This window comes from Pseudomonas sp. WC2401 (assembly GCF_041200115.1).
GTDB lineage: Bacteria > Pseudomonadota > Gammaproteobacteria > Pseudomonadales > Pseudomonadaceae > Aquipseudomonas > Aquipseudomonas fragi.
Genome location: NZ_CP165623.1, coordinates 4955959 through 4976695, shown reverse-complemented (window position 1 = coordinate 4976695; position 20737 = coordinate 4955959). Strand labels below are relative to the sequence as shown.

Genomic DNA, 20737 nt, shown 5'->3' with positions numbered 1-20737 from the left:
TTTGTCGCTTCGTCACTCAATACGCTTTTCAGGGTGTTTACTTCCAATAAGGCTTTGTCTTTTGAAGAGGTGGGCGCGATGAGCAGTAAACAGGCAGTACCCGCAACGAAAGGCGTTACGGTCGAGTTGCTGGCAACCATCGACCTGGGTCCCGAGATCGAAGGAATGGCCGGGCGCCAGCTTCGCATGCGCAGGGTGACCATTGAGCCGGGGGGTGTTTTCGGGCCGGTTCATAACCATATAGACAGGCCCGGTACCGTCTACATTTTGCACGGAGTCATCACTGACCATCGAAATGGTATTGCCACGGAGTATGGTCCGGGAGCGGGCTGGCCTGAAGACAGGCACACCACGCACTGGCTGGAAAACAGGGGCGTGATTGAGGCGGTGGAGATATCGGTGGACATTGTCAGGTTGGAGTAACCGCGCAACGCTCCCACAGAATAATCATCGCTCTGCGAGAAGTGATCAACTCAAACCGCGTTGAGTCGATCAACCATATCCGGGAAGCGTTCAACCAATTTGATCAGCAGCGCCGCCTGGGCGTTTGGCTTCGATTTTGATTGCTCCCAGTTTTTCAGGGTGTCCGGGCTGGTTCTGATCTGCCGGGCAAAAACTGGCTGGGACATATGCAGCTTTTTGCGGATGGAAACGATTTCGGCAGCAGTTACTTCAGGAGCTGGTAACGCCTCCATTTCGTACTGGCGAAGGGTGATCTTTCCTTCACGCTGCTCGCCCATCTCGTTTACGCCTTGCATTAGTTCGGCAAACAGATCGCGCTTTTTCATTTCCCACCTCGTTGTTTCAATTCTGCGCCGATGGCTGTTTTTAGCGCTTTCTCCTGATCGGCGGTCAGGTTCTCCAGCTCATCTTTGTCGTAGATTGCAAACATCCAAAACTGACCATCATCCAGCAGCCAGTAATAGATCACTCTCAACCCACCTCTCTTGCCTTTCCCTCTGCGGGTATCTTGCCAGCGTAGCTTTCTGAATCCTCCTGCGCGGCATCACATCGCCCGCAAGCGGGTTCGCCTGCATTTCTACCTGAAGCTGCCGATATTCATCGTCGTTAAGGTAGTCGCCTACCGTGGCGGTGAAGCTTGTAGTTTCAAAGAAAATTGTTCTCATTGGCTTAAAGTGTACGCAACTTGCCTATAGTTTGGCAAATTATGGCAGGTTGTACTGATTCAGTTGGGGAGTCGGGGAGACCGATGTGTCACAAGGTATTGATCCAACAAAGGTGCGCGCCTAGAGATCAGCAACATGTCTGCAGGACTATCTGAGGTATTGGTTTTCCCTTTGTAGCTTTTTTGGCCAGGGATACACAGGAGGGGATACACGCAGGGAAGGTATAGGGGGAGACAAGGAGAAACCCCCAGACACAAGAAAGCCCGCACTAGGCGGGCTTCTTGTACTGTCTGCAGACTCATGGAGACTTCTGTAAACAAGCGTTTGGTGGCTACACAGGGACTTGAACCCCGGACCCCAGCATTATGAATGCTATGCTCTAACCAACTGAGCTATGTAGCCGATGGCGCGCATTATTCCCTCGTACGGGGGGTGTGTCAAGCAAATATCTAAAAAAAATCTTCGTTCTATCAATTGCTTAAGGTTTTACGGCGTTTGGATGGCAATATCTTGCAAAAGAATGGCACATTGACCCACCTGCAAGCGCGCATTCACCAGTCGTACGGAAACCCCAATGGCTCTTAGCAACGCACAAACAACTACAACAGCGTCTTCTCCTGCCCCACAGACCAGCCCCTTAGTCATGCGCATTATCGGCGCCGTGGCCCTGGCGCATCTGATCAATGACTTGATCCAGGCTGTACTGCCGTCGATCTATCCGATGCTCAAGGCCAAATATGACCTGACCTTTACTCAGATCGGGCTGATTACCCTGACGTTTCAGATGACCGCTTCTCTATTGCAGCCGTGGGTGGGTTACTACACCGACCGTCATCCCAATCCGCTTTTGTTGCCTGCCGGGATGGTTTGCACCCTGGTCGGGATTTTGATGTTGTCTCAGGTCGGCAGTTTTGAACTGATTTTGCTGGCCGCCGCCCTGGTGGGGATCGGCTCTTCTACGTTTCACCCCGAAGCTTCCCGTGTCGCAAGGCTGGCTTCAGGCGGGCGCTACGGGCTGGCGCAATCAACCTTCCAGGTCGGTGGCAATGCCGGCTCGGCCTTTGGGCCGTTGCTGGCTGCGGCAATCATCATTCCCTTTGGTCAGGGTAACGTGGCCTGGTTTGGCCTGTTTGCGCTGTTCGCCGTCGGGCTGCTGTATGCCATCAGCCGCTGGTACCGCAACCATCTTAATCTGTTCAAGCTCAAGGCCGGGCAGCAGGCGACTCACGGGTTGTCGAAGCAGCGGGTGCTCGGTGCCTTGGTGGTGCTCGGCTTGCTGGTGTTCTCCAAGTACTTCTACATGGCGAGTCTGACCAGCTACTACACCTTCTTCCTGATCGAAAAGTTCGACGTGTCAGTGGCCACCTCGCAGTTGTACCTGTTCCTGTTTCTGGGCGCAGTTGCGGCGGGCACGTTCTTTGGCGGCCCCATTGGTGACCGGATCGGCCGCAAGGCGGTGATCTGGTTTTCAATTCTCGGGGTGGCACCGTTTACCTTGCTGCTGCCTTATGCCGATCTGTTCTGGACCAGTGTGCTCAGCGTGATCATCGGCTTTATTCTGGCTTCGGCATTCTCGGCCATCGTGGTGTATGCCCAGGAGCTGGTGCCGGGCAATGTGGGGATGATTGCCGGTATCTTCTTTGGTCTGATGTTTGGTTTTGGCGGGATTGGTGCAGCCTTGCTCGGGCATCTGGCGGACATTCATGGCATCGAGTATGTGTACACCCTGTGTTCATACCTGCCGTTGTTCGGTGTGCTGGCGATTTTGCTGCCGCGAACGAAAAAAGCCTGAATCGTTAGCGGGGGGCCACTCCCTGGCCTTGCTGCAGACGTGCCTTCAAGCATGGCGCTTTCTGAGCGTCCGTGACGGGCACTAGCAGTGGGTCGCCAGCTTCAGCTGTTCGCGCGCTCGCGAGATGCGTGAGCGAACCGTTCCTATGGGGATTTCCAGAGCGCTGGCGGTGTCGCGATAACTGCCGCCGCTGTGCACGGAGGCATACAACGTATCGCGCATTTCGCTGGGAAGCCGGTTGAGGGCAACGAGCGTGCGTTCAAGCCGGCGATGGGTCTCGAACTGGCCGTACAGGTCGCGGCTGCAGTCCTGCTCATGGCACAGCATCTCGTCGAACTCGCAATGCACCGGCCGAGCGTACAACCGACGAAAATGATTGCGAATCAGGTTCTGGGCAATGCCGCACATCCATGTGCTGAGGGTTGCCTGGCCGTTGAAGCGTGTTTGGCTGCGCCACGCCTCCAGGCAGGTCAACTGGAAAATATCCTCTGCATCTTCGGGGTTCAGCACGCGTTTTTGGATAAACGCTTTGAGCTTTTTTTGCAGGTCAGCCGACAGATCCAGAATGTCGGGGGCAGGGGGGGGAGCTTCATCAAGGTGATCCATTGTTTATCCTCAAAGTGGGTGCGATCGAAATGATTTCGATAACAACCTTCTAAGCATCGCCTGTGCCAATCTTTTGTTTTAATGCAAGTATCTGATTTATAAGTGTTTATATGGTTTTTTGAAGCCGCTGCCGTGCCGGATCTTGCGCTGCGGGCCTTGTGCGTGCGCCAGTTTTTTCAAAAGCATTTCAATGCCGTTGCCAGGGAACTGTTTGCCTGTGGTCAGCCACACAGGTCATCGAAACCTCCTGACTGGGCACTGCCATGAAAGTTGATGGGCGAAACGACACCGCGCAGATCCTGCTCTCCTCCAGGGCCGTTGGGGGGGCGACAGCGCAGTCATCAGCGCAAAGTGCTGCCGAAGAAGTCGGCATGCTGTTCAGCCAGAAAGCCGAGGGCAGCAGCAAGGCATTGGCTCAACGCGAACTGCGCACGGTGGATGCCCGGGTGCAGAAGGTTCAGGGTATCCAGCAGTTGAACGCGCTCTATGAGCAACTGGGGCATCCCGCGCAGCTCAGCCTGGGGCTGCTGGCCCGGCAGGTTCGTCAGGAACTGGCGGCCAATGCGGGGGTTGAGACCTTGCTGGGGCTGACCGGCGACGACCCGGCCCGTACCAGTGTTGTCTTGCACTATGTGACCGCCCAGGCCCGGGCTCAAGGGCGTGAACGCGACACCGTACTGGCGCAGACTGTTCAGGAGCAGCTGCATGCCCGTTATGCCCGGCAAATCCAGGCGGGCCTGAATATTGCGCTGGCGCTGAAAACAACCGAAGGCGATGCCGCGCTGCGCCAGGCTGTTCGCACGCTTTACTACACCAGTGTGGTGCTCAAGCAATCCCTGGCGAGCATCACCCAGGCCTTGCTGGAGTTATTCGGGGAGGAGGGGGTCAGTAACGGGGTGCGCATGATGGCGCGTGCCCTGGCGGATGATCTTGCTGCTCACCGCCCTTCGCTGCCGACCATCAAGCTGCGTACCTTGCTGAGCGGGCTTAATGGCTGCACCCAGTTGAGCAGCCTCTTGTACAGTTGTCGGCTGCTTGTCGAGCGATTGTCATGCGCTGACATGCAGGCCGGGCTGTCACCTGTCTCCCTGTTGCAGCGCCTGCTGGGGTACGCGAGCACAGGCATCGCTGACGATGAGGTACAACGCCTGAGTCGGGAGCTGGCTGGGCACAGCCTTTCCAGCCAATTGTTTTCGCTCAATCAGCTTTACCCGTTGATTCAGCAGCTCCCGCTGGCAGTGTGGAGTGACTCGCAAAGTCGTCAGGACGCATTGCAGGCTATTTTGCGCCGGATGGGGGAGCACACCCAGAGTGAAGGCCGGGTCCCGCTGTCGCCAGGGTTGTCGAGACAGATTCGATGAGTCTGGTGCAATGGTTCAACAAGGGCCTTTGCACTGTGGCAAGCCCGGGCGAAGTGCTCGGGGCTGCGGTGGTGCTGGGCATTGTATTTATCTTCATTGTGCCGTTGCCCACCTGGCTGGTGGATGTGCTGATCGCGCTGAATATTTGCATCGCCAGCCTGTTGATCGTGCTGGCGTTCTATCTGCCCAGCCCTTTGGCATTTTCTTCGTTTCCGGCACTGTTGCTGCTGACCACGATGTTTCGTCTGGCGTTGTCGATTGCCACCACCCGCCTGATCCTGCTGGAGCAGGATGCAGGAGATATTGTCGAGGCCTTTGGCAACTTTGTGGTGGGGGGCAATCTGGCGGTGGGGCTGGTGGTTTTTTTGATTATCACCATCGTCAATTTTCTGGTGATTACCAAGGGCTCGGAGCGGGTCGCCGAAGTGGCGGCGCGCTTTAGCCTGGATGCGCTGCCGGGCAAGCAGATGTCCATCGACAGTGACCTGCGCGGCGGCTTGATCGATGGGGCGCAGGCCCGCCACAAGCGTGACCAGTTGTCCCGGGAAAGCCAGTTGTTCGGGGCGATGGACGGCGCCATGAAGTTCGTCAAAGGCGACGCCATCGCCGGCCTGGTGATTGTGGCGATCAATATTCTGGGCGGATTTTCCACGGGCATGTTGCAGCACGGCATGAGTGCTGGCGAGGCCATAACGCTGTATTCGGTATTGACCATTGGCGATGGTCTGATCGCGCAAATTCCGGCGTTGTTGATTGCCTTGACTGCGGGGATGATCATCACCCGTGTCGCCCCCGACGACCAGTCGCCAAGCAGCCATATCGGCGCGCAGATCGGCCAGCAAGTAACCCGTGAGCCCAAGAGCTGGATGATCGCAGCGGCAGGCATGCTGGCCTTCGCCGCACTGCCGGGAATGCCCGCAGCGGTGTTTGGCAGTATTGCCCTGTGTACCTTTGCGCTGGGGTTTTACTTGTGGTCGCGCAGCCGCAAGGGCGCGGAGGCGGAGGCGGTGCAGGCTTCGCAGGTGGCCCCCGAGCACAATGGTGACGAAGACCTCAGGTCCTTCGAACCGACACGCCCTTATCTGTTGCAGTTCGCCAGTGCCCAGCAAAACATGGAGCGCACCATTCGGCTCATTTACGGGATTCGTCAGGTGCGCAACAGTATCGTCACGCGCATCGGCCTGACACTGCCCAGCTTTGAAATCGAATACAGCGATGTGTTGCTTGAAGATGAGTTTCGCTTTTGCATTCACGAAGTCCCCATGCTCAAGGCCACCCTGGCTGAACGTTTGGCCGTGGCCCTGGACAGTGTCAGCGAGGCGCCCCCGGATGCGCTCAGAGGCAGCGAGCAGCGCGACGAGCTGGGCTGGCTATGGCTGCAGCCCGATGACCCGCTGCTGGCCCGGGAAGGTGTCGAGTCGTTTAGCGCCCATACCCTGATTATTGAGCGCATGCGCCAGGCCATGATGATCAGTGGGCCGCAGTTTTTGGGATTGCAGGAGAGCAAATTGATCCTCGGCTGGCTCGAGCAAAGCCAGCCGGAGCTGGTTCAAGAGTTGCAGCGCATCATGCCGGTCTCTCGATTCTCTGCCGTGCTGCAGCGTCTGGCCAGTGAAGGGGTGCCTTTGCGTGCGGTCCGCCTGGTTGTAGAAGTGCTGACCGAGCATGGCCAGTACGAACGCGAAGTGACAGCGCTGGCAGACTATGTGCGCATTGCCCTGAAGGCGCAGATCTATCATCTGTACAGTCAGGCTGACGGTCTGCATGCCTGGCTGCTGTCTGCCCATAGCGAAAACATCTTTCGCGAGGCATTGCGCCAAACCCAGTCGGGCGTGTTTTTTGCTCTGGACAATGAGCACAGCACCCAGCTTGTTGAGTTGCTCAAGGAGGCCTTTGCCCCCCGCGAGCACGACGCCCGCGTACTGCTGGTGGCGCAGGATCTGCGCAGCCCGTTGCGCACCTTGTTGTTCGATGAGTTCAACCATGTGCCGGTGATGTCCTTCTCCGAGTTGATGGGCTCGGCCAAGGTCAGGGTGCTCGGGCGTCTTGATCTGCAATTGGACGGTGTACAGCACGAGGCCGTGTCTTGAGTTCGGGGCCGGTGGTGTCTGATGGTGCAGCCGTGGTGCCCGAGCCGCCGCAGCCTGCTGTGCTGTTCGAGTTGCGAGTGTTGAGCGGCTTGCATGAGGGGGCTGCACTGCCTTTGTTTGGTGAGTGCTGGAGCATCGGCGCTGATCAAGACGCTGACCTGGAGTTGTACGACCCGGGCGTTGCAGCCCGACATGCGCGGTTGCACGGCTTGGCCGGGTGCTGGACCGTGCAGGCGCAGGAAGGCCTGCTGCAGGATGACGCCGGTACTGTGCGGGCACAGATTGCCGATCTGGCGCCTGGCAGGGCTTTTGCCATTGGCGGGATTCGCTTGTGTGTGGCCGATACGCAAAGTGCCTGGCTGGATGAGCGGGCAGACGCCGTGGCACAGCCGGGTGCGTCAGTAACTGCTGGCAGCAAGAGCAAGAGCAAGAGCAAGTGGCTGGCACCGGGGATTCTGGTGCTCGTAACGATACTGATGGCACTGGCCTGGCAGCCTATGGGCACGGCACCGGCCCTTGCCCCGAAGCCATCGCCAGCCAGCAACAAGCGTCAGATGGCAACAACGGCCCAGGTCCATCAGCAATTGCTCAAGATGTTGATCGAGCGTGATCTGGGCAACACTGTGCGCCTGCAGGTGGCCGCTGATCGAATCACCCTGGACGGTGTTGTCGGCCAGGATTCGCTGGCGCTGGTCTCGCGGATGCTCGAGCGTTTCGAAGTGCAGTTTGAAACCCCGGTTGCGATCGTCAACCAGGTTCAGCAGACCAGCACGGTGCTGCCCTTCAGGATCGTCCAGATCATCGGCGGCCCAAAGGCCCATGTTGTGTTGGCTGACGGTCGCCGCCTGTTTTTCGGTGACGAAGTGCAGGGGTTGCGTCTGACGGCGATCGACAACCGCCGCGTACTGTTTGAAGGCAGGCAGCGCCATGAGGTGAACTGGTGAGCCGCGCCATTGCACAGCGTCTTGAACGCTGGCAGCAAGGCCAGTTTGCGCATCTGGCGGGCTTTTGTGCGGTGACCCGGTACGGTCGGATCCTGCGGATCAATGGCCTGTTGCTGCACTGTCGTCTGCCCCAGGCCCGCATAGGGGATCTGTGCCGGGTTCAGGCGGCGGGCAACGCATGGATACTGGCGGAGATCATCGGCTGTGATCAGCAAGACGCCACGCTCAGTGCGCTGGCGAGCCTTGAAGGTATTAGCGCAGGGGCGGCAGTTGAATCCCTGGCGGCCGTGCATCAGGTTCGCGTCGGCAATGACCTGCTGGGGCAGGTGCTCGACGGCTTTGGTCGGGCGCTTGTCGAGGGCGGCGCGAGCGCTTTTGCCAGGGCGCCTTGCGAGGGCGCGCGTGCAGTCGTCTGCGATGCGCCCCTGGCCACGCAGAGGCCGCGCATTGTACGCGCCTTGCCAACCGGGGTACGGGCCATCGACGGGCTGTTGACCCTGGGTGAGGGGCAGCGTGCCGGGCTGTTTGCCGGTGCCGGGTGTGGCAAGACTACCCTGCTGGCCGAAATCGCACGCAACGTGGATTGCGATGTCATTGTCTTTGGCCTGATTGGCGAGCGCGGTCGCGAGCTGCGTGAATTTCTCGACCATGAGCTGGATGCCGGGCTGCGGGCCAAAACCGTGCTGGTGTGCGCCACCTCTGATCGTTCCAGCATGGAGCGTGCGCGGGCAGCCTTTACGGCAACCGCCCTGGCCGAAGGTTTCCGGCGCCAGGGCCAGCGGGTGTTACTGCTGATCGATTCGCTGACCCGCTTCGCCCGCGCGCAGCGGGAAATCGGCCTGGCCGCGGGCGAACCCTTGGGGCGCGGCGGGTTGCCGCCCTCGGTCTACAGCATGCTGCCGCGCCTGGTAGAGCGTGCCGGTTTGACTCAAGAAGGGGCTATCACCGCGATCTATACCGTACTGATCGAGCAGGACTCGATGGGCGATCCGCTTGCCGATGAAGTCCGCTCCTTGCTGGACGGGCACATTGTGTTGTCCCGCAAACTGGCCGAGCGCGGTCATTACCCGGCGATTGATGTGCTGGGCAGCCTGTCGCGGATCCTGGGCAATGTCGCAGCACCCCGGCATGTGCAGGACACCACGGCGTTAAGGCGCCTGTTGAGTGCGCATCAGCAGATCGAGTTGATGCTCAAGCTGGGTGAATACCAGCCAGGCAATGATCCCTTGACCGATAGGGCCGTGGACAGCCGCCAGCAGGTCGAGGCCTTTTTGCGTCAGGACTTGCGCAACCCTGCGGCATTTGACGTGACGCTTGAGCAACTGCGTGAGTTGACGGCCCATGTGCCCTTCTGAGAACAGCCCGCAGGCCACCGCCCCCCTGCGGCTTTTGCGCCAGCACCGGGCCGATCGGGCCGAACGCGTGTTGCAGCTCAAACGCCGCGAGCAGCAAGCCCTGAGCCTGAGCATCGAACAGGCCCGCGCGGCTGTGGAGCTGGCCAGGCAACACGAAAGCCGGCAGCAAGCGGCACTGGCCGGGCGGTATCAGGGGCAACTGCTATCGCCCAGGATGTTATCGGGCTGGCACGCGTCACAACACCAGTTGGCGGCGCAAACAGCGCAGCAGTCCAGCGCCCTGCAGGGGCTGCTGGAGCAGCAGCGCCAGGTTGTGCTCGATGTCGAGAGTGCCCGCCAGTACGCGGTTGAATGTCTGCGAAACGTCGAAAAACTTGAGCAATTGTCGGCGCTGCTGGCAGAGGAGGCGGGGTGGCCGAATCATCAGGAATAAGCCCGTTGGCATGGCCTCGGCCACTGACTGGCGCACTTGGGCGTGCAGCCGACAGCAGGCTGTTTGCAGACAGCCTGGCAGGCGCGGACATGGGCCTGGCGCAGGCCTTGGGCGAGGCGCTGATGCCGCGGATAGCGGGGCGTGGGCCGTGGCCTGTGCAGTTTGTGCTGCATCTGGCGCATCGCGGGCAGGTCAATGTCAGCGCCGGTTATGCCGCTCAAGGCTGGCACATCACATTAGGGGCGCAGCAAGCCGGTACCCGGCACTGGCTCGCCCGGCAGCGACAAGCATGCCAGCGACGACTGGCCCGGGCATTGGGGCAGCCGGTCAGCCTCCAGTTAATGGCGCAGTACCTGTGATGAGCCTGTCCCCGATCAGTTGCCCGCGGTTGGACGCAACCACGGTGGCGGCCAGCCGACGCCTGGGCCGTGGCCTGCGCTATGCGTTCCAGGTTGCAGGCGAGTGCGGTGAGCTTTTGCTCGAGCCGGGGCGTGCGCCAGAGGGCGGGGCGGCCCTGTCGTTCGAGAGCCGTTGCGGGGTTTTTACCCTGACTGAGGCCGGCCCCTTGCTTAGCCTGTTCGGCGAATGCCCGGTGGTGCTGGCCGATACCGGCAATGACCCGCAGTCATGGTTTTGGGCATATTTCGAGCAGCGCATGAGTGCGCAATTGACGGCGCTTTTTGGTTATTTGCGGCCGCTGGCCGAGCGGCAGGCGGGGGCATTTGAGTGCTGTCTCAGCGTGATGCTGGGGCCCTCGCGAACGATCGGCCGATTGATGATTTCGCCACACAGCCTGTTGGCGCTGTGCGAGGCGGGGCCGTGGCAGGCAGTCAAGGCGCCGTTGCCGGATGACTTTGCAGTGCCAGCACCCGTCGTGCTCGGCTGCCTCGGGTTGACGCTTGAACAACTGCGCACCCTGCGCCCCGGCGACGTACTGGTGCCGGAGCGTTTGCTGTTCAACGCCGCCGGCGAGGGGCAATTGCGGCTGGGGCGGTGGCGGATCGCATCGCAGATTGATGATGACGGCGGGCACCGGTGCCTGACCATTTGTGCTGTCGAGGAGTTGGTTGTGGACGAAGTGATGTTTGCCGGTACGGGTGTTGAACTGCAAACCGGTGATGAACCGTTTGAAACCTTGCAGGTGGAACTGAGCGTGCGCTGTGGCGCCCTCAGGGTGAGCCTGGGTGAGCTGCGCCGGTTGGCCCCCGGCATGGTGTTGAGCCTCGAAGGTTATGACCCGGGCATGGCGGGGTTGTATTACGGCGACCGCGCGATCGGTCACGGGCAGTTGGTGGAGGTCGAGGGCCGCCTTGGCCTGCAACTGTCGCGCATCAGTTTTTCGCAATGACCGTTCAAGGGGTCGATCCTTTTCTGCTGGCGCTGTTTCTAGGCGCCTTGTCACTGCTGCCCATGCTGATGGTGGTGTGTACCGCGTTCCTGAAAATCTGCATCGTGCTGATGATCACCCGCAACGCCATCGGCGTGCAGCAGGTGCCGCCGAGCATGGCCCTCTACGGTATTGCCCTGGCGGCGACGCTGTTTGTCATGGCGCCGGTGGGCTATGACACCGCGCAAATCCTCAAGCAGTCGCCGCTGGACATGAGCAGCGTGCAAGCCTTGCAGGGCAGCGGGCTGCAGGCAATAAAGCCATTGCAGGGCTTTATGCTGCGCAACACCGACCCGGATGTGTTGACCCATCTGCAAGAAAGCACCGTACGCCTGTGGCCCGCCGACATGGCCCGACAGGTCAGCCGCGATGACCTGATACTGCTGGTCCCCGCCTTTGTCCTTTCGCAGTTGCAGGCAGGGTTCGAGATCGGTTTTCTGATTTATATCCCGTTTATCGTGATCGATCTGATCGTCTCGAACCTGCTGTTGGCCCTGGGCATGCAAATGGTCTCGCCGATGACCATTTCCCTGCCGCTCAAGTTGCTGCTGTTTGTGCTGGTTTCGGGTTGGACGCGCCTGCTGGACAGCCTTTTTCTGTCCTTTCTGTGAGGCGCCAATGGATCCGGTATTGTTATTCAAGCAGGGCATGTTGCTGGTGGTGGTGCTGTCTGCACCGCCGCTGATCGTGGCCGTTGTGGTGGGGGTGCTGACCTCGCTGGTGCAGGCGCTGATGCAGGTCCAGGACCAGACACTGCCGTTCGGCATCAAGCTGGTTGCGGTGGGCGTCACACTGGCGCTGACGGGGCGCTGGATCGGGGTGGAGTTGATTCAGTTGGTCAACCTCACCTTCGACATGGCCGCCCGCTCGGCACTGTAAAAGGAAAGCGCGATGGCCCCACAGATCCCGTTTCTCGAATACCTGCCCAGCCTCGCCATTGCGATGGCGCGTTTATATCCCTGTTGTTTCCTGATCCCGGCATTCTGCTTTGAACATGTGCGCGGCATGCCCCGGCATGTCATTGTTTTTGCCCTGGCACTGATGCCTGCGCCGGGCATTCATCACGCGTTGGCGGGCATGGACTACAGCCTGCTGGCACTCAGCGGTCTGTTGCTCAAAGAGGCGGTGCTGGGCGTGTTGCTGGGCATTCTGCTGGCCATGCCTTTCTGGTTGTTCGAGTCGGTCGGGGCGTTGCTCGACAACCAGCGTGGCGCGTTGATCGGCGGCCAGCTCAACCCTTCACTGGGGCCGGATGCCACGCCTGTCGGGCATCTGTTCAAGCAACTGAGCATCTTCTTGCTGATGGTCACCCTGGGGTTGGGCAGCCTGACCCAGGTGATCTGGGACAGCTACCTGATCTGGCCCGCTGCGCTCTGGTTTCCGGCCCCGGCTGCGGACGGGCCAGGGGTGTTCCTGGCGCTGCTGGGCGATACCTTTACCCACATGGTGCTATACGCCGCGCCTTTTATCGCCTTGCTGTTGATGGTCGAGTTCGCCGTTGCCTTGTTGAGCCTTTACAGCCCGCAGTTGCAGGTATTTGTGTTGTCGATGCCGGCCAAGAGCCTGGCCGGGCTGTGTTTCCTGCTGCTCTATCTGCCGCAATTGCAGGCGCTGATTGTGGCGCGCATGAGCCTTCTGGGAGATCTTGAACATGCACTGGCCCTGCTGTTCAAGGTGCCGTCGCCATGAGTGAAGACAGCGGCGAAAAGAAATACGCCGCGAGCCAAAAAAAACTGCAGGACCAGCGCAAAAAAGGCCAGGTCGCGCAAAGCCAGGACATCGGCAAATTGCTGGTGCTGGCGGTCATCAGTGAAATTGCCTTGCTCATGGCCCAGAACAGCCTGGAGCAATTCGGGAAATTGTTGATGCTGCCCGTGTCGCTGGTCGGGCAGCCGTTCAGCCGTTCGCTGCAGGTTGTGGTTGCCGAGGCCGGTCAGGTTTTTTTCGGGTTTGCCTTGCTGATGACGGGGACTGCCATTGCGATGAAACTGGCCAGCAGTTGGCTGCAATTCGGTTTTTTGTTTGCCCCCGGGGTCCTGACCCCGGACTTCAACCGGCTCAACCCCTTTAATCAAGCCAAACAGATGTTTTCGCCCCAGTCGCTGATGACCCTGCTCACCGGCCTGATCAAGGCGCTGCTGATCTGTGGGGTGCTGTACCAGGTAATCGGGCCGTCCCTTGGGGCATTGGTGGGGTTGGTCAACGCTGACCTGCCGGGCTATATCACCGCGCTTGTTGTCCTGTTCCGGTATTTGCTGCATGTGTGCCTTGGCCTGCTGCTGGTGCTGGCGGCGGTAGACTTCGGGTTGCAACGGTATTTTTTTGCCCGGCGCATGCGCATGACCCATGTCGAAGTGGTCAAGGAGTACAAGGGCATGGAGGGTGACCCGCATATCAAGATGCTGCGCCGGGCCCTGGCCCAGGAGCTGGCCCATGAAGCGCCTGCGGCCAGGGCGCCGGCGCTGGAAGAAGCCGATGTCCTGCTGATCAACCCCACGCATTTTGCCGTGGCGCTGTACTACCGGCCGCCACAAAATCCCTTGCCGACACTGATCGCCAAGGGGGCCGATGCCCAGGCACGACGAATGATCGACAGGGCACGGGCTGCGGATGTTCCGGTAGTCCAGTGCGTGTGGCTGGCGCGTACGCTGTACAACATCGAGACCGGGCACTGCATCAGCCGTGACACCCTGCAAGCGGTGGCGCTGGTCTACCGTGCCCTGCGGGAGCTGGAGGATGACGCCCGGGGCGGCATCATCGAGCTGGCTGAGCTTGAGCAACGCTGAGCGGGGCAGGAACTGCATGCTGCTTCAAGGTCACTCACTCTGCATCAGCCCATCAGAGTTGAGCCTTTATGACCGTAAAGTCGTTTGATCTCGCCAAGCCCGCCCCGGCAGAAATCCCCGCCACTATTTGCCCGCACACGGCTCGTCCCGCCACAGAAACAGTGCAACTGACCGGCTTTCGCCACTATGAGCAGCCCTCCCTGGTATTCAGCGCCAGCCTGGTTGCAGGCAAAGTCGTGACCCAGGGCTCGTATGTGGGGCAGGACATTGCCGAGCAACTCAATCAGTTGCCCAGGCAGTTTATTCAAGACGCCACCTACGCAGGTCATCGCCAGGACCTGCGCTTGCTGGACAACGAGCGCAATGTGTTTCATCTGCAGTCCACGCCTGCTGCTGCGGCCGTGCTCAAAAGCAGTTGCCCCACGGGTTTTTTGCGCTTGCCGCCGAACAATCCCGGGCGTGCCCACCTGGGACAGATCAGTGGGGTGCACACCACCCTGTCGGGCGAGCAGTTTCGCCTGGATGAAGGGCGCCTGTTGCGCTTCGAGCCACAGAGCCATTGCTGGCTGCCCGACAAGGATGACGCCCGCTACAACCGCCTGGGCCTGAGCAGCGATGGGCGGCTGATAAAAGTCCCGGTGGGTGTTACCGATATGAGTGTCGAGGGGCAAGCGCAGGTGTGCCTGCAACCTGACCCTGGCGGTTGTGCCCTGCGCATCAGGCACAGTGCAGAGGGCCCCGAGCTACATCTGCTGCCAGTCAGTGAAACTGGCGATCGCGTGCCGTTGCATCGTATAGGGTTGGCCGGCGATACGCTGTACGCCTCAACGGCGCAGGGCGAACTGTTGCGTGCCAGCCTGAGCACGGCTCAAGACGGTCGGGTGGTCATGCGGCCTGAGCCGGTCGAGGCGTTTGAGCATCTGCACCAGGGGGCGGTCAGCTTCAAGGGCTTTATGCATGACGACAATGGCCAGCTCAATGCGTTGTTACTCAACCACTGCAAGCAATTGCACAGCACGCCCCTGATCAATACGCCGCTACAGGCCACGGGCTGGAACCTCAGTGACGTGCTGCTCAAGGTCAACGATAAAGGTTTGCCCGCGCCCGGCCTGCGCGCGCTGGCCAGCGCGATTGACCTCGGCGCGCGGGGCAAGGTCGCGCTTGAGGGCAGCACCCTGCTGAGTTGGGATGAGCACGCCTGCCAATGGGAGAAAACTGCGCATCGGGATGTGGTCCTCCTGGCCCCGGGCCTGGATGGTCGCGCCTATGTATTACAAGGGGCAGAACTCAAGGCGCTGGCCAGTCATAAAACGCGAGCCCCGGCCTATAGCGGCGCAAGTTACGACCTGGCCCCGATCAATGATGCTCGCAACCACGTCACTCTCGATGCCACTTTGACGGAAAACACCGGGCGCAAAATTGCGGCGTTTGCGGTCGATAACGCCAGGCGCTTCGTTACCCTTGATGAACACAACCAACTGGTTGCCCATATCGACAATAAAGAGATCGCGTTGAAGTTTGCCCCGCCCAGGGAAATCCAGGCGTTGGCCCTTGACCGTCTTGGCGACCTCTATGCCCAGACCCGGGCCGGAGAGTTGCTCAAGCTCGACAAAGCCCGGTGGCAAACGCCCCCCGCTGCAGCGCTGGCCTGGACAACACTGACGTTGCCGGGCAATGCGCGTGTGCAGTCGCTACGCATGGATGCCGACCAGGGGTTGGTCGCCAGTTGGGAACAGCTTGGGCCCAAGCACAAAGCCTTTGCTGAGCAATACTGGCAGCTGTCTGCGGCAGCAGATTGCACCCAGCAGTGGCAGCCGTTTGATTCCCGGGCCAGCAACCGTGCGCCGTCACTGGCGTCGATGTTGAGCCGCGGTGAGATGAAAGGCCAGAACAATGGGACTGCCTGGGCAGTGAATTCTGCGGTCATGGGCAGCAAGACCGAAGGCCTGCCGTTGGATCGAGATTTTTTCAGCGGTGCCCGCGCTCATCTGGAGCCACTGCAGGGCATCAAGAATATCGGCCTCGACATTCAGCACCGGGCCAATGGCCGTCGCGGCATGGCAGCCCTGTACGCACAGGAGCGGGAATTGCACGGGCAACTGCAGGCGCTGGCGAACACGAGGCCCCATGCACTGGACATGACGACCCGCCTTGATCACCTGAGCGAGAAGGCGTCGACCCAGGCCTTGGCCGGCGAACTCAAGGCTGCTCTGCAGCAGGTTGAAGCCTGCAGCGAACAATTGGCCATGCGTCTGGGGGATTTGAAGGGCGCGCAGTTGGTACCGCAGATGCAAGCGGGCGCAAAACCATCGGCGGGCAGGCTGCGCACGATGTGCAGTGCCTTCGAAAACCTGGCGCCGTCAAAAACCAATGCCACGGCTGCGCTGTTGCGCAGTTATGAGCGCCAGGGGGTGGTTTTGTCGCCGCGTAATGCCGACCACAGGCGTGACCTGAGCAACCCGACAGGCCTGCTTGAGAGTGATTTGATTCTGCATGCCCGGACCCTGTCCGGGCTCGCCGACCTGATCGGTGGGCTGGAGCGTATAGCCCCCGATCAGGACGCTATCCATGCCGGATTGAAGGCGGTGATGGAGGACTATCGAAACAGTCAGGTACACCAGAAAACATCACAGAACATTAACGGTTTGGCGCAAGCAGAAACCCTTTATAACAATTTCAAACTGTTGGCCAGGGACCTTGGTACCCCTGGGTCCGCGCTCAATTTTCATATAGCCCGCACAATGGGGCTTGGCGAGCAGCAGACAGTCAAAGAGGCCCTGTTGCACGCCATCCAGGGCTCGGACAGCGGGCAGTCGATTACCGCGAGCCGGACTAAAGCCAAATCCATGTCGGCCTTTGTTTTGCCCGCCCCTTTGCTGGAAATCATCGTGGGGGCTTCAAGGAGCAAGACCAACGGCATCACGATGAGCCGAACCAATCAGGGGGTCAGTTTTGACATCAGCATGGGCACGACTCATGCCGCGACTGGTTCAGTGGGGGGCGGTATGGCGTTGCCCATTACTAATGAATTGCCGCTCAGGCTGGGGGCGGAGACAACCCTGGCGCTGGCACATGAAAAAAAGCAGGGGGTTAGTTTTGAGGTGAAGGAAGCAGACTTTCCCGCCATGATGGATATTTTGACGGGGGCAAAAGGGGATGTTTTCGACTTGCTGAACCTGGGGAGTCATCACAACAGCCATCAACGCGCGCAACATTCTCTGGACTGGAGCGTTTCAGCCCATGTGCAGCCCCGGGTTCAAGTAGTCTCGACGCAAAGCCCGGAGGCAGTGAGCGGGCTGGCGCGGGCCATGGTCAACACCGGTGCCAGTGTTCATTTGCTTCATCTTGATAAAAGTAACGCCGTGACCCTGGGTGAATCCGGGATCACCCGGACTCTTGGCTTGAATGCCCAGTTGTTGCCCAAGGGCAGTGTTTCTTCAGGGGGGGCACCTGCCAATGCGGCGGCGTCGGTCGCCCTCAATGGTCCCGATTCGAGCTGGGTGGCGTATACCGCGGCCGATGCATCATTTTCGTTGAGTTTTGATGGCAGCAAGGCCCGCACCATGCGCTTTACGGTCAAACAACCCCAGGTGATCGAACAGGCGCAGATCGATACCTTGCGCAATGATATGTCCAGGCACTCCCCACAACTGAAGCAGCAACTGGCCTCTCTGGCGAAAGAGGGTTCACCGTTCGAGCAACTGCAGGATCTGCAGCAGTTGTTCGAGCGGATACCGCCACCCCCTGCGCGGTCTGAGGAGCACCACAGTCTCCAGGCAAGGTTGCAGGATCACCTGCATCAGCAGACGCTGGCGGCACAAGGCTTGCGTGAGCTGCAATCGATAGAGCGCACGGTGTCATATGTGGGGTTGAAAGGTGGCCCGCAGCATGAGTGGCTGAATGAGGCTGCGCCGGCGAACAAGGATGCGATTGTGCGCCTGTTTGCGCAGCAGCCGCAGTTTGCCCGGCTGCTCAGGGATCTGGAAAGCAGCCAGGGTACTTCGGTGGTTATGGAACTGGAGGTCAAGCCACAGGTGCTGCGCATGATCGCGCAGCGGTTCCAGGATGGGCCAGGCGCTAAAGGGGAGGTGCAAAAGGCCCTGGAGAACAACGACAACCTGCGGGTCAAAAAACTGGCCGTGAGCTACACCGCAAGTCGGACCCACAGCCTGACGACGCCTGTTCCTTTACTGGCCTATACCAGCAGTGCCACGTTGGGTCATACCGGCAAGCTGCTCAACATCGAGCTGAAATACGGCCAGGACCCGGATGCGCCGCTACGCCTGGAGTTCAAGGACACTTTGCCCCCGGCCCCGACCCGGGAGCTGCACCCTGAACAGCGGGACCAGAAAATCCGCGATGCGCGTAATCCCGTGATCTGAGGCAAACGCCTGCCTGAGCTTCAGGCAGGCGGGTTTATCGTTCCAGGGGCACGACTTGATGGTCTGAACGCTCAGCGTTCGGGCCTGTTTCACTGCGCATTTGCGGCGGCCACCAGATCACCAGCGCGCTGGCGCTGGAGGCCGGGCGCTCGCACAGGTCGCCCCGGCAATAGGGAGTACAGCCTTGCAGCAGCGCCATCAGGGCTGCGGTCATGGCCAACGTGATCAGGCGGCTCATGGCGAGGCCCCCAGCAATGATGGTCGAGGTTCGGTGGTGCGGGCATCGATATCGGGCGCCCGGGTGGCGATAAACACTTCGGCGCGCTCGCCGGGCGCCAGCCACGGGCTCGGCCAGACACTGACCGCCAGGGTGCTGGCCGAGCTGCAGTCACGTTCATCGATGCGCACGCGGTGCTGGCTGCGGTTGTGCATGACCAGCACGGCCACGTTGTAATCCGCGCTTTCGTACCATTGATGACGGTCGCCATCGACCCTTGTAGACCCCGGTGTTTTACACAGGTTGCGCGCAGGTGCAGGCATCGGCATAGCGCGCAAGTGAGCGGGAACATGGCCTCTGACCAGTTGGCTGAATACCTGGGCAATATCGGCGCGCGGGATCACCGGTTGCCTGGCTGCACGCCGTGCCAAGGGGCTAAGTGCCGCCTCCAGTTGCGCCTGATCCGCTTGCGGTAAATAGCGGGCAGGCTGGGTCTGATCGCCAATCAGGCGTGGCGTCAGAATAAACAGTCGTTCACGGCGATTTTGAGTGTTGTGCGAGGACGAAAACAGCCACTTGCCCAGCCAGGGGATCTGCCCCAGCAGAGGGACGCGATCCAGGCTGTCGACAGCTTCGGAAACATGAAAGCCGCCGATGACCAGGGATTGCTGTTCCTGGATTACCGCCTGGGTACTGACATTGCCTTTGCGCACATCCGGTGTGGATTGCGGCCCTGGTTGATTGGCAAAGGTACCGTCCTCAATGTCGATGATCAGGTGAATCTGCCTGGCGCCATTGCCCTCGATCACCCTGGGGATCACCTGAAAGCTGGTGCCTGTGGTCACCGGCTGGATAGTGGCCACCCCCTCGCCAATGGCCTGGATATAGTGCGTGCGATTGAAATCGATCACCGCGGGCTGGTTTTCCAGGGTCATGATCGAGGGGTTGGACACCACCGTGGCCAGGCCGCGCGCCTCAAGGGCCTTGATCTGGGCAGCAAAGCGATCAATCTGGATCGTCGACACGGTTGTCGAGGCACTGCCCGACACGCCTGTGGCTGCCCCAAAACGGCCGTTCTGCAAGCCCCAGTTTATCCCCAGCTGGTTGAGTTGGGTGCGGTTGATATCGACAATCACCGCGTCTATTTCCACCAGTTTGCGGGGCACATCCAGCTCGGCGATCAGCGCTTGATACAGCGGCCGGCGTTCGCTGGCGTCGTAGATCAGCACGCTGTTATTGCGCACATCGGCCTCCACGCGAATGGCGTTCTGGCCTGAGGATTTCAGCTCGGGGGCTTGCGCTAGCAAGGGGGGCATGTCGGGATAAGGCATGTTGGCGGCAATACCGGGTATCGGTGAGGTGCGCGGGGAGAGAACATTGAACGGGGCAGATGGCTTGGCATCAACCAGCCCGCGCAGCAGGCTGGCGATGCCCGGAATATTCAGTTTTTCACCGCGATAGTCGATCTGCCGATCGGCCGCGTTGGCGAACTGCAGCGGGAAATTCAACACCGCCTGTTTATTCGCCGGCTGCGCACGTTTGCGGCTGAACTGCCTGATCTGCTCTATATAGCGTTTGGGCCCGGACACAAGAACCACGCCGATATCGGGCAGCTCGCCCCAGCCGAAACGTTCATCCAGCAGGCCTATCTGGCTCAGGGCCTGTTTCAGATCGGCGATGGTATCGTCCGCCACTTCAAGGCGGGCCGAGGTTTGTTGGTCCAGGGTGCTGATGTAGAGCGTGTGGTTATGCACGAACCACTGGAAGCGGTGTTCGAGTGCGAGCCTGTCCAGCAGCTTGATCAGGGTGTCGGCCCGCAGCTTGCCGTTTACGACACCCTGCAGCGGCCCGTCAATTTGCAGTTGCAGGCCCACGGTATGGGCGAAGTCCTGCAAAAAACCACGCAGCGCCCGGTTATTGGCCTCATGGGCATAGGGCGTGTTTTTCCACTCTTCGGGAACAGCGGCCAGTGCTTCGGCTGCCAGCAGAAAAGCCCAGGGCAACAGTGCCTGCCAGCAGGTGCGCAGGTTCCAGGCCATCATTGGACTGCATCAATAATGCTTTTGGTCAGGCTGTGCTTGAATCGGGTTTGCTCGTTGATCGAAAAAGTGGCAGTGGCCACTTTGCGCGAGGCGTCCAGAAAGCGGGCCATGTCTTCAGGGCCGCCCTGGTTGTTCAGGGCAATCTCGTGCAGATTTTTTTGCGCCTGGACAAAGCGGGCATCAATGCGGCGCTGGATACTTTCGAACGAAGCCAT

19 protein-coding genes, 1 tRNA gene and 1 pseudogene are annotated in these 20737 nt (G+C 60.1%); 14 read left to right on the top strand and 7 right to left on the bottom strand.

Translation table 11 applies throughout. The annotated features are described in order from the left end of the window. Positions 1-78 precede the first annotated feature (78 nt). Positions 79-423, top strand: a complete 345-nt coding sequence (locus AB3G35_RS22955; protein WP_095040431.1) for a cupin — start codon at positions 79-81, stop codon at positions 421-423. Positions 424-473: 50 nt separating this feature from the next. Here AB3G35_RS22955 and AB3G35_RS22950 read toward each other — a convergent pair whose 3' ends face one another. The 3 genes and pseudogenes from AB3G35_RS22950 to AB3G35_RS22940 all read right to left on the bottom strand — a co-directional run bounded on the left by AB3G35_RS22950 (position 474) and on the right by AB3G35_RS22940 (position 1529). Then, positions 474-788, bottom strand: a complete 315-nt coding sequence (locus AB3G35_RS22950; RefSeq protein WP_016781720.1) for a DNA-binding transcriptional regulator — start codon at positions 786-788, stop codon at positions 474-476. After that, positions 785-1127: pseudogene (locus AB3G35_RS22945) on the bottom strand (toxin). The gene AB3G35_RS22950 and the pseudogene AB3G35_RS22945 overlap by 4 nt, the downstream one beginning before the upstream one ends. 325 nt (positions 1128-1452) lie before the next feature. Next, positions 1453-1529 (bottom strand) — tRNA-Met (locus tag AB3G35_RS22940). 172 nt (positions 1530-1701) lie between these two features. On the opposite strand from AB3G35_RS22940, the gene AB3G35_RS22935 reads away from it, so the two are divergent. Then, on the top strand, positions 1702-2919 hold the full coding sequence (locus AB3G35_RS22935) for an MFS transporter (protein WP_134049596.1): 1218 nt from the start codon (positions 1702-1704) through the stop codon (positions 2917-2919). 81 nt (positions 2920-3000) lie between these two features. Here AB3G35_RS22935 and AB3G35_RS22930 read toward each other — a convergent pair whose 3' ends face one another. Further along, positions 3001-3525 (bottom strand): RNA polymerase sigma factor, encoded by a 525-nt coding sequence (locus AB3G35_RS22930; protein WP_340079695.1) that lies wholly within the window; start codon positions 3523-3525, stop codon positions 3001-3003. 263 nt (positions 3526-3788) lie between these two features. Between AB3G35_RS22930 and sctW the strand changes: the two genes are divergently transcribed. The 12 genes from sctW to AB3G35_RS22870 all read left to right on the top strand — a co-directional run bounded on the left by sctW (position 3789) and on the right by AB3G35_RS22870 (position 18263). After that, complete coding sequence (gene sctW / locus AB3G35_RS22925) at positions 3789-4886, top strand: type III secretion system gatekeeper subunit SctW (RefSeq protein WP_340079694.1); 1098 nt, start codon at positions 3789-3791, stop codon at positions 4884-4886. Further along, a complete protein-coding gene (sctV, locus tag AB3G35_RS22920) occupies positions 4883-6976 on the top strand; it encodes a type III secretion system export apparatus subunit SctV (RefSeq protein ID WP_369782165.1) in 2094 nt (697 codons plus the stop codon). The genes sctW and sctV overlap by 4 nt, the downstream gene beginning before the upstream one ends. Further along, positions 6973-7920: an FHA domain-containing protein gene (locus AB3G35_RS22915; protein WP_369782164.1), complete on the top strand. Its 948-nt coding sequence runs from the start codon at positions 6973-6975 to the stop codon at positions 7918-7920. The genes sctV and AB3G35_RS22915 overlap by 4 nt, the downstream gene beginning before the upstream one ends. Beyond that, positions 7917-9275, top strand: a complete 1359-nt coding sequence (locus AB3G35_RS22910) for a FliI/YscN family ATPase (RefSeq protein ID WP_369782163.1) — start codon at positions 7917-7919, stop codon at positions 9273-9275. Before AB3G35_RS22915 ends, AB3G35_RS22910 begins: the two co-directional genes overlap by 4 nt. After that, on the top strand, positions 9262-9708 hold the full coding sequence (locus AB3G35_RS22905) for a hypothetical protein (protein ID WP_095040419.1): 447 nt from the start codon (positions 9262-9264) through the stop codon (positions 9706-9708). The genes AB3G35_RS22910 and AB3G35_RS22905 overlap by 14 nt, the downstream gene beginning before the upstream one ends. A gap of 5 nt (positions 9709-9713) precedes the next feature. Next, the gene (locus AB3G35_RS22900) at positions 9714-10067 is read left to right on the top strand and encodes a type III secretion system HrpP C-terminal domain-containing protein (protein WP_016781730.1); all 354 of its coding nucleotides are present in this window, start codon (positions 9714-9716) and stop codon (positions 10065-10067) included. Next, positions 10067-11056, top strand: a complete 990-nt coding sequence (locus AB3G35_RS22895) for a FliM/FliN family flagellar motor switch protein (protein WP_369782162.1) — start codon at positions 10067-10069, stop codon at positions 11054-11056. Before AB3G35_RS22900 ends, AB3G35_RS22895 begins: the two co-directional genes overlap by 1 nt. Then, positions 11053-11706: a type III secretion system export apparatus subunit SctR gene (sctR, locus tag AB3G35_RS22890; RefSeq protein ID WP_016781732.1), complete on the top strand. Its 654-nt coding sequence runs from the start codon at positions 11053-11055 to the stop codon at positions 11704-11706. Before AB3G35_RS22895 ends, sctR begins: the two co-directional genes overlap by 4 nt. Positions 11707-11713: 7 nt before the next feature. Beyond that, positions 11714-11974 carry a type III secretion system export apparatus subunit SctS gene (sctS, locus tag AB3G35_RS22885; protein ID WP_016781733.1) on the top strand — a complete coding sequence of 87 codons (261 nt, stop codon included), beginning with the start codon at positions 11714-11716 and terminating at the stop codon, positions 11972-11974. Positions 11975-11986: 12 nt separating this feature from the next. After that, the gene (sctT, locus tag AB3G35_RS22880) at positions 11987-12784 is read left to right on the top strand and encodes a type III secretion system export apparatus subunit SctT (protein WP_106115811.1); all 798 of its coding nucleotides are present in this window, start codon (positions 11987-11989) and stop codon (positions 12782-12784) included. Next, a complete protein-coding gene (sctU, locus tag AB3G35_RS22875; RefSeq protein ID WP_369782161.1) occupies positions 12781-13881 on the top strand; it encodes a type III secretion system export apparatus subunit SctU in 1101 nt (366 codons plus the stop codon). Before sctT ends, sctU begins: the two co-directional genes overlap by 4 nt. 68 nt (positions 13882-13949) lie before the next feature. Then, a complete protein-coding gene (locus AB3G35_RS22870) occupies positions 13950-18263 on the top strand; it encodes an AvrE-family type 3 secretion system effector (protein ID WP_369782160.1) in 4314 nt (1437 codons plus the stop codon). A 34-nt stretch (positions 18264-18297) separates the two neighbouring features. On the opposite strand, the gene hrpT is transcribed toward AB3G35_RS22870, so the two are convergent. From hrpT to AB3G35_RS22855, 3 genes are read right to left on the bottom strand one after another with little or no spacing between them, the layout of a single operon-like run. Beyond that, positions 18298-18501, bottom strand: coding sequence for an HrpT family type III secretion system protein (gene hrpT / locus AB3G35_RS22865; RefSeq protein WP_016781737.1), 204 nt, complete (start codon positions 18499-18501; stop codon positions 18298-18300). Then, entirely contained in the window at positions 18498-20522 is a 2025-nt protein-coding gene (gene sctC, locus AB3G35_RS22860) for a type III secretion system outer membrane ring subunit SctC (protein ID WP_369782159.1), read from the bottom strand. Before sctC ends, hrpT begins: the two co-directional genes overlap by 4 nt. Then, positions 20519-20737 carry a type III secretion protein HrpF gene (locus tag AB3G35_RS22855; RefSeq protein WP_086798705.1) on the bottom strand — a complete coding sequence of 73 codons (219 nt, stop codon included), beginning with the start codon at positions 20735-20737 and terminating at the stop codon, positions 20519-20521. Before AB3G35_RS22855 ends, sctC begins: the two co-directional genes overlap by 4 nt.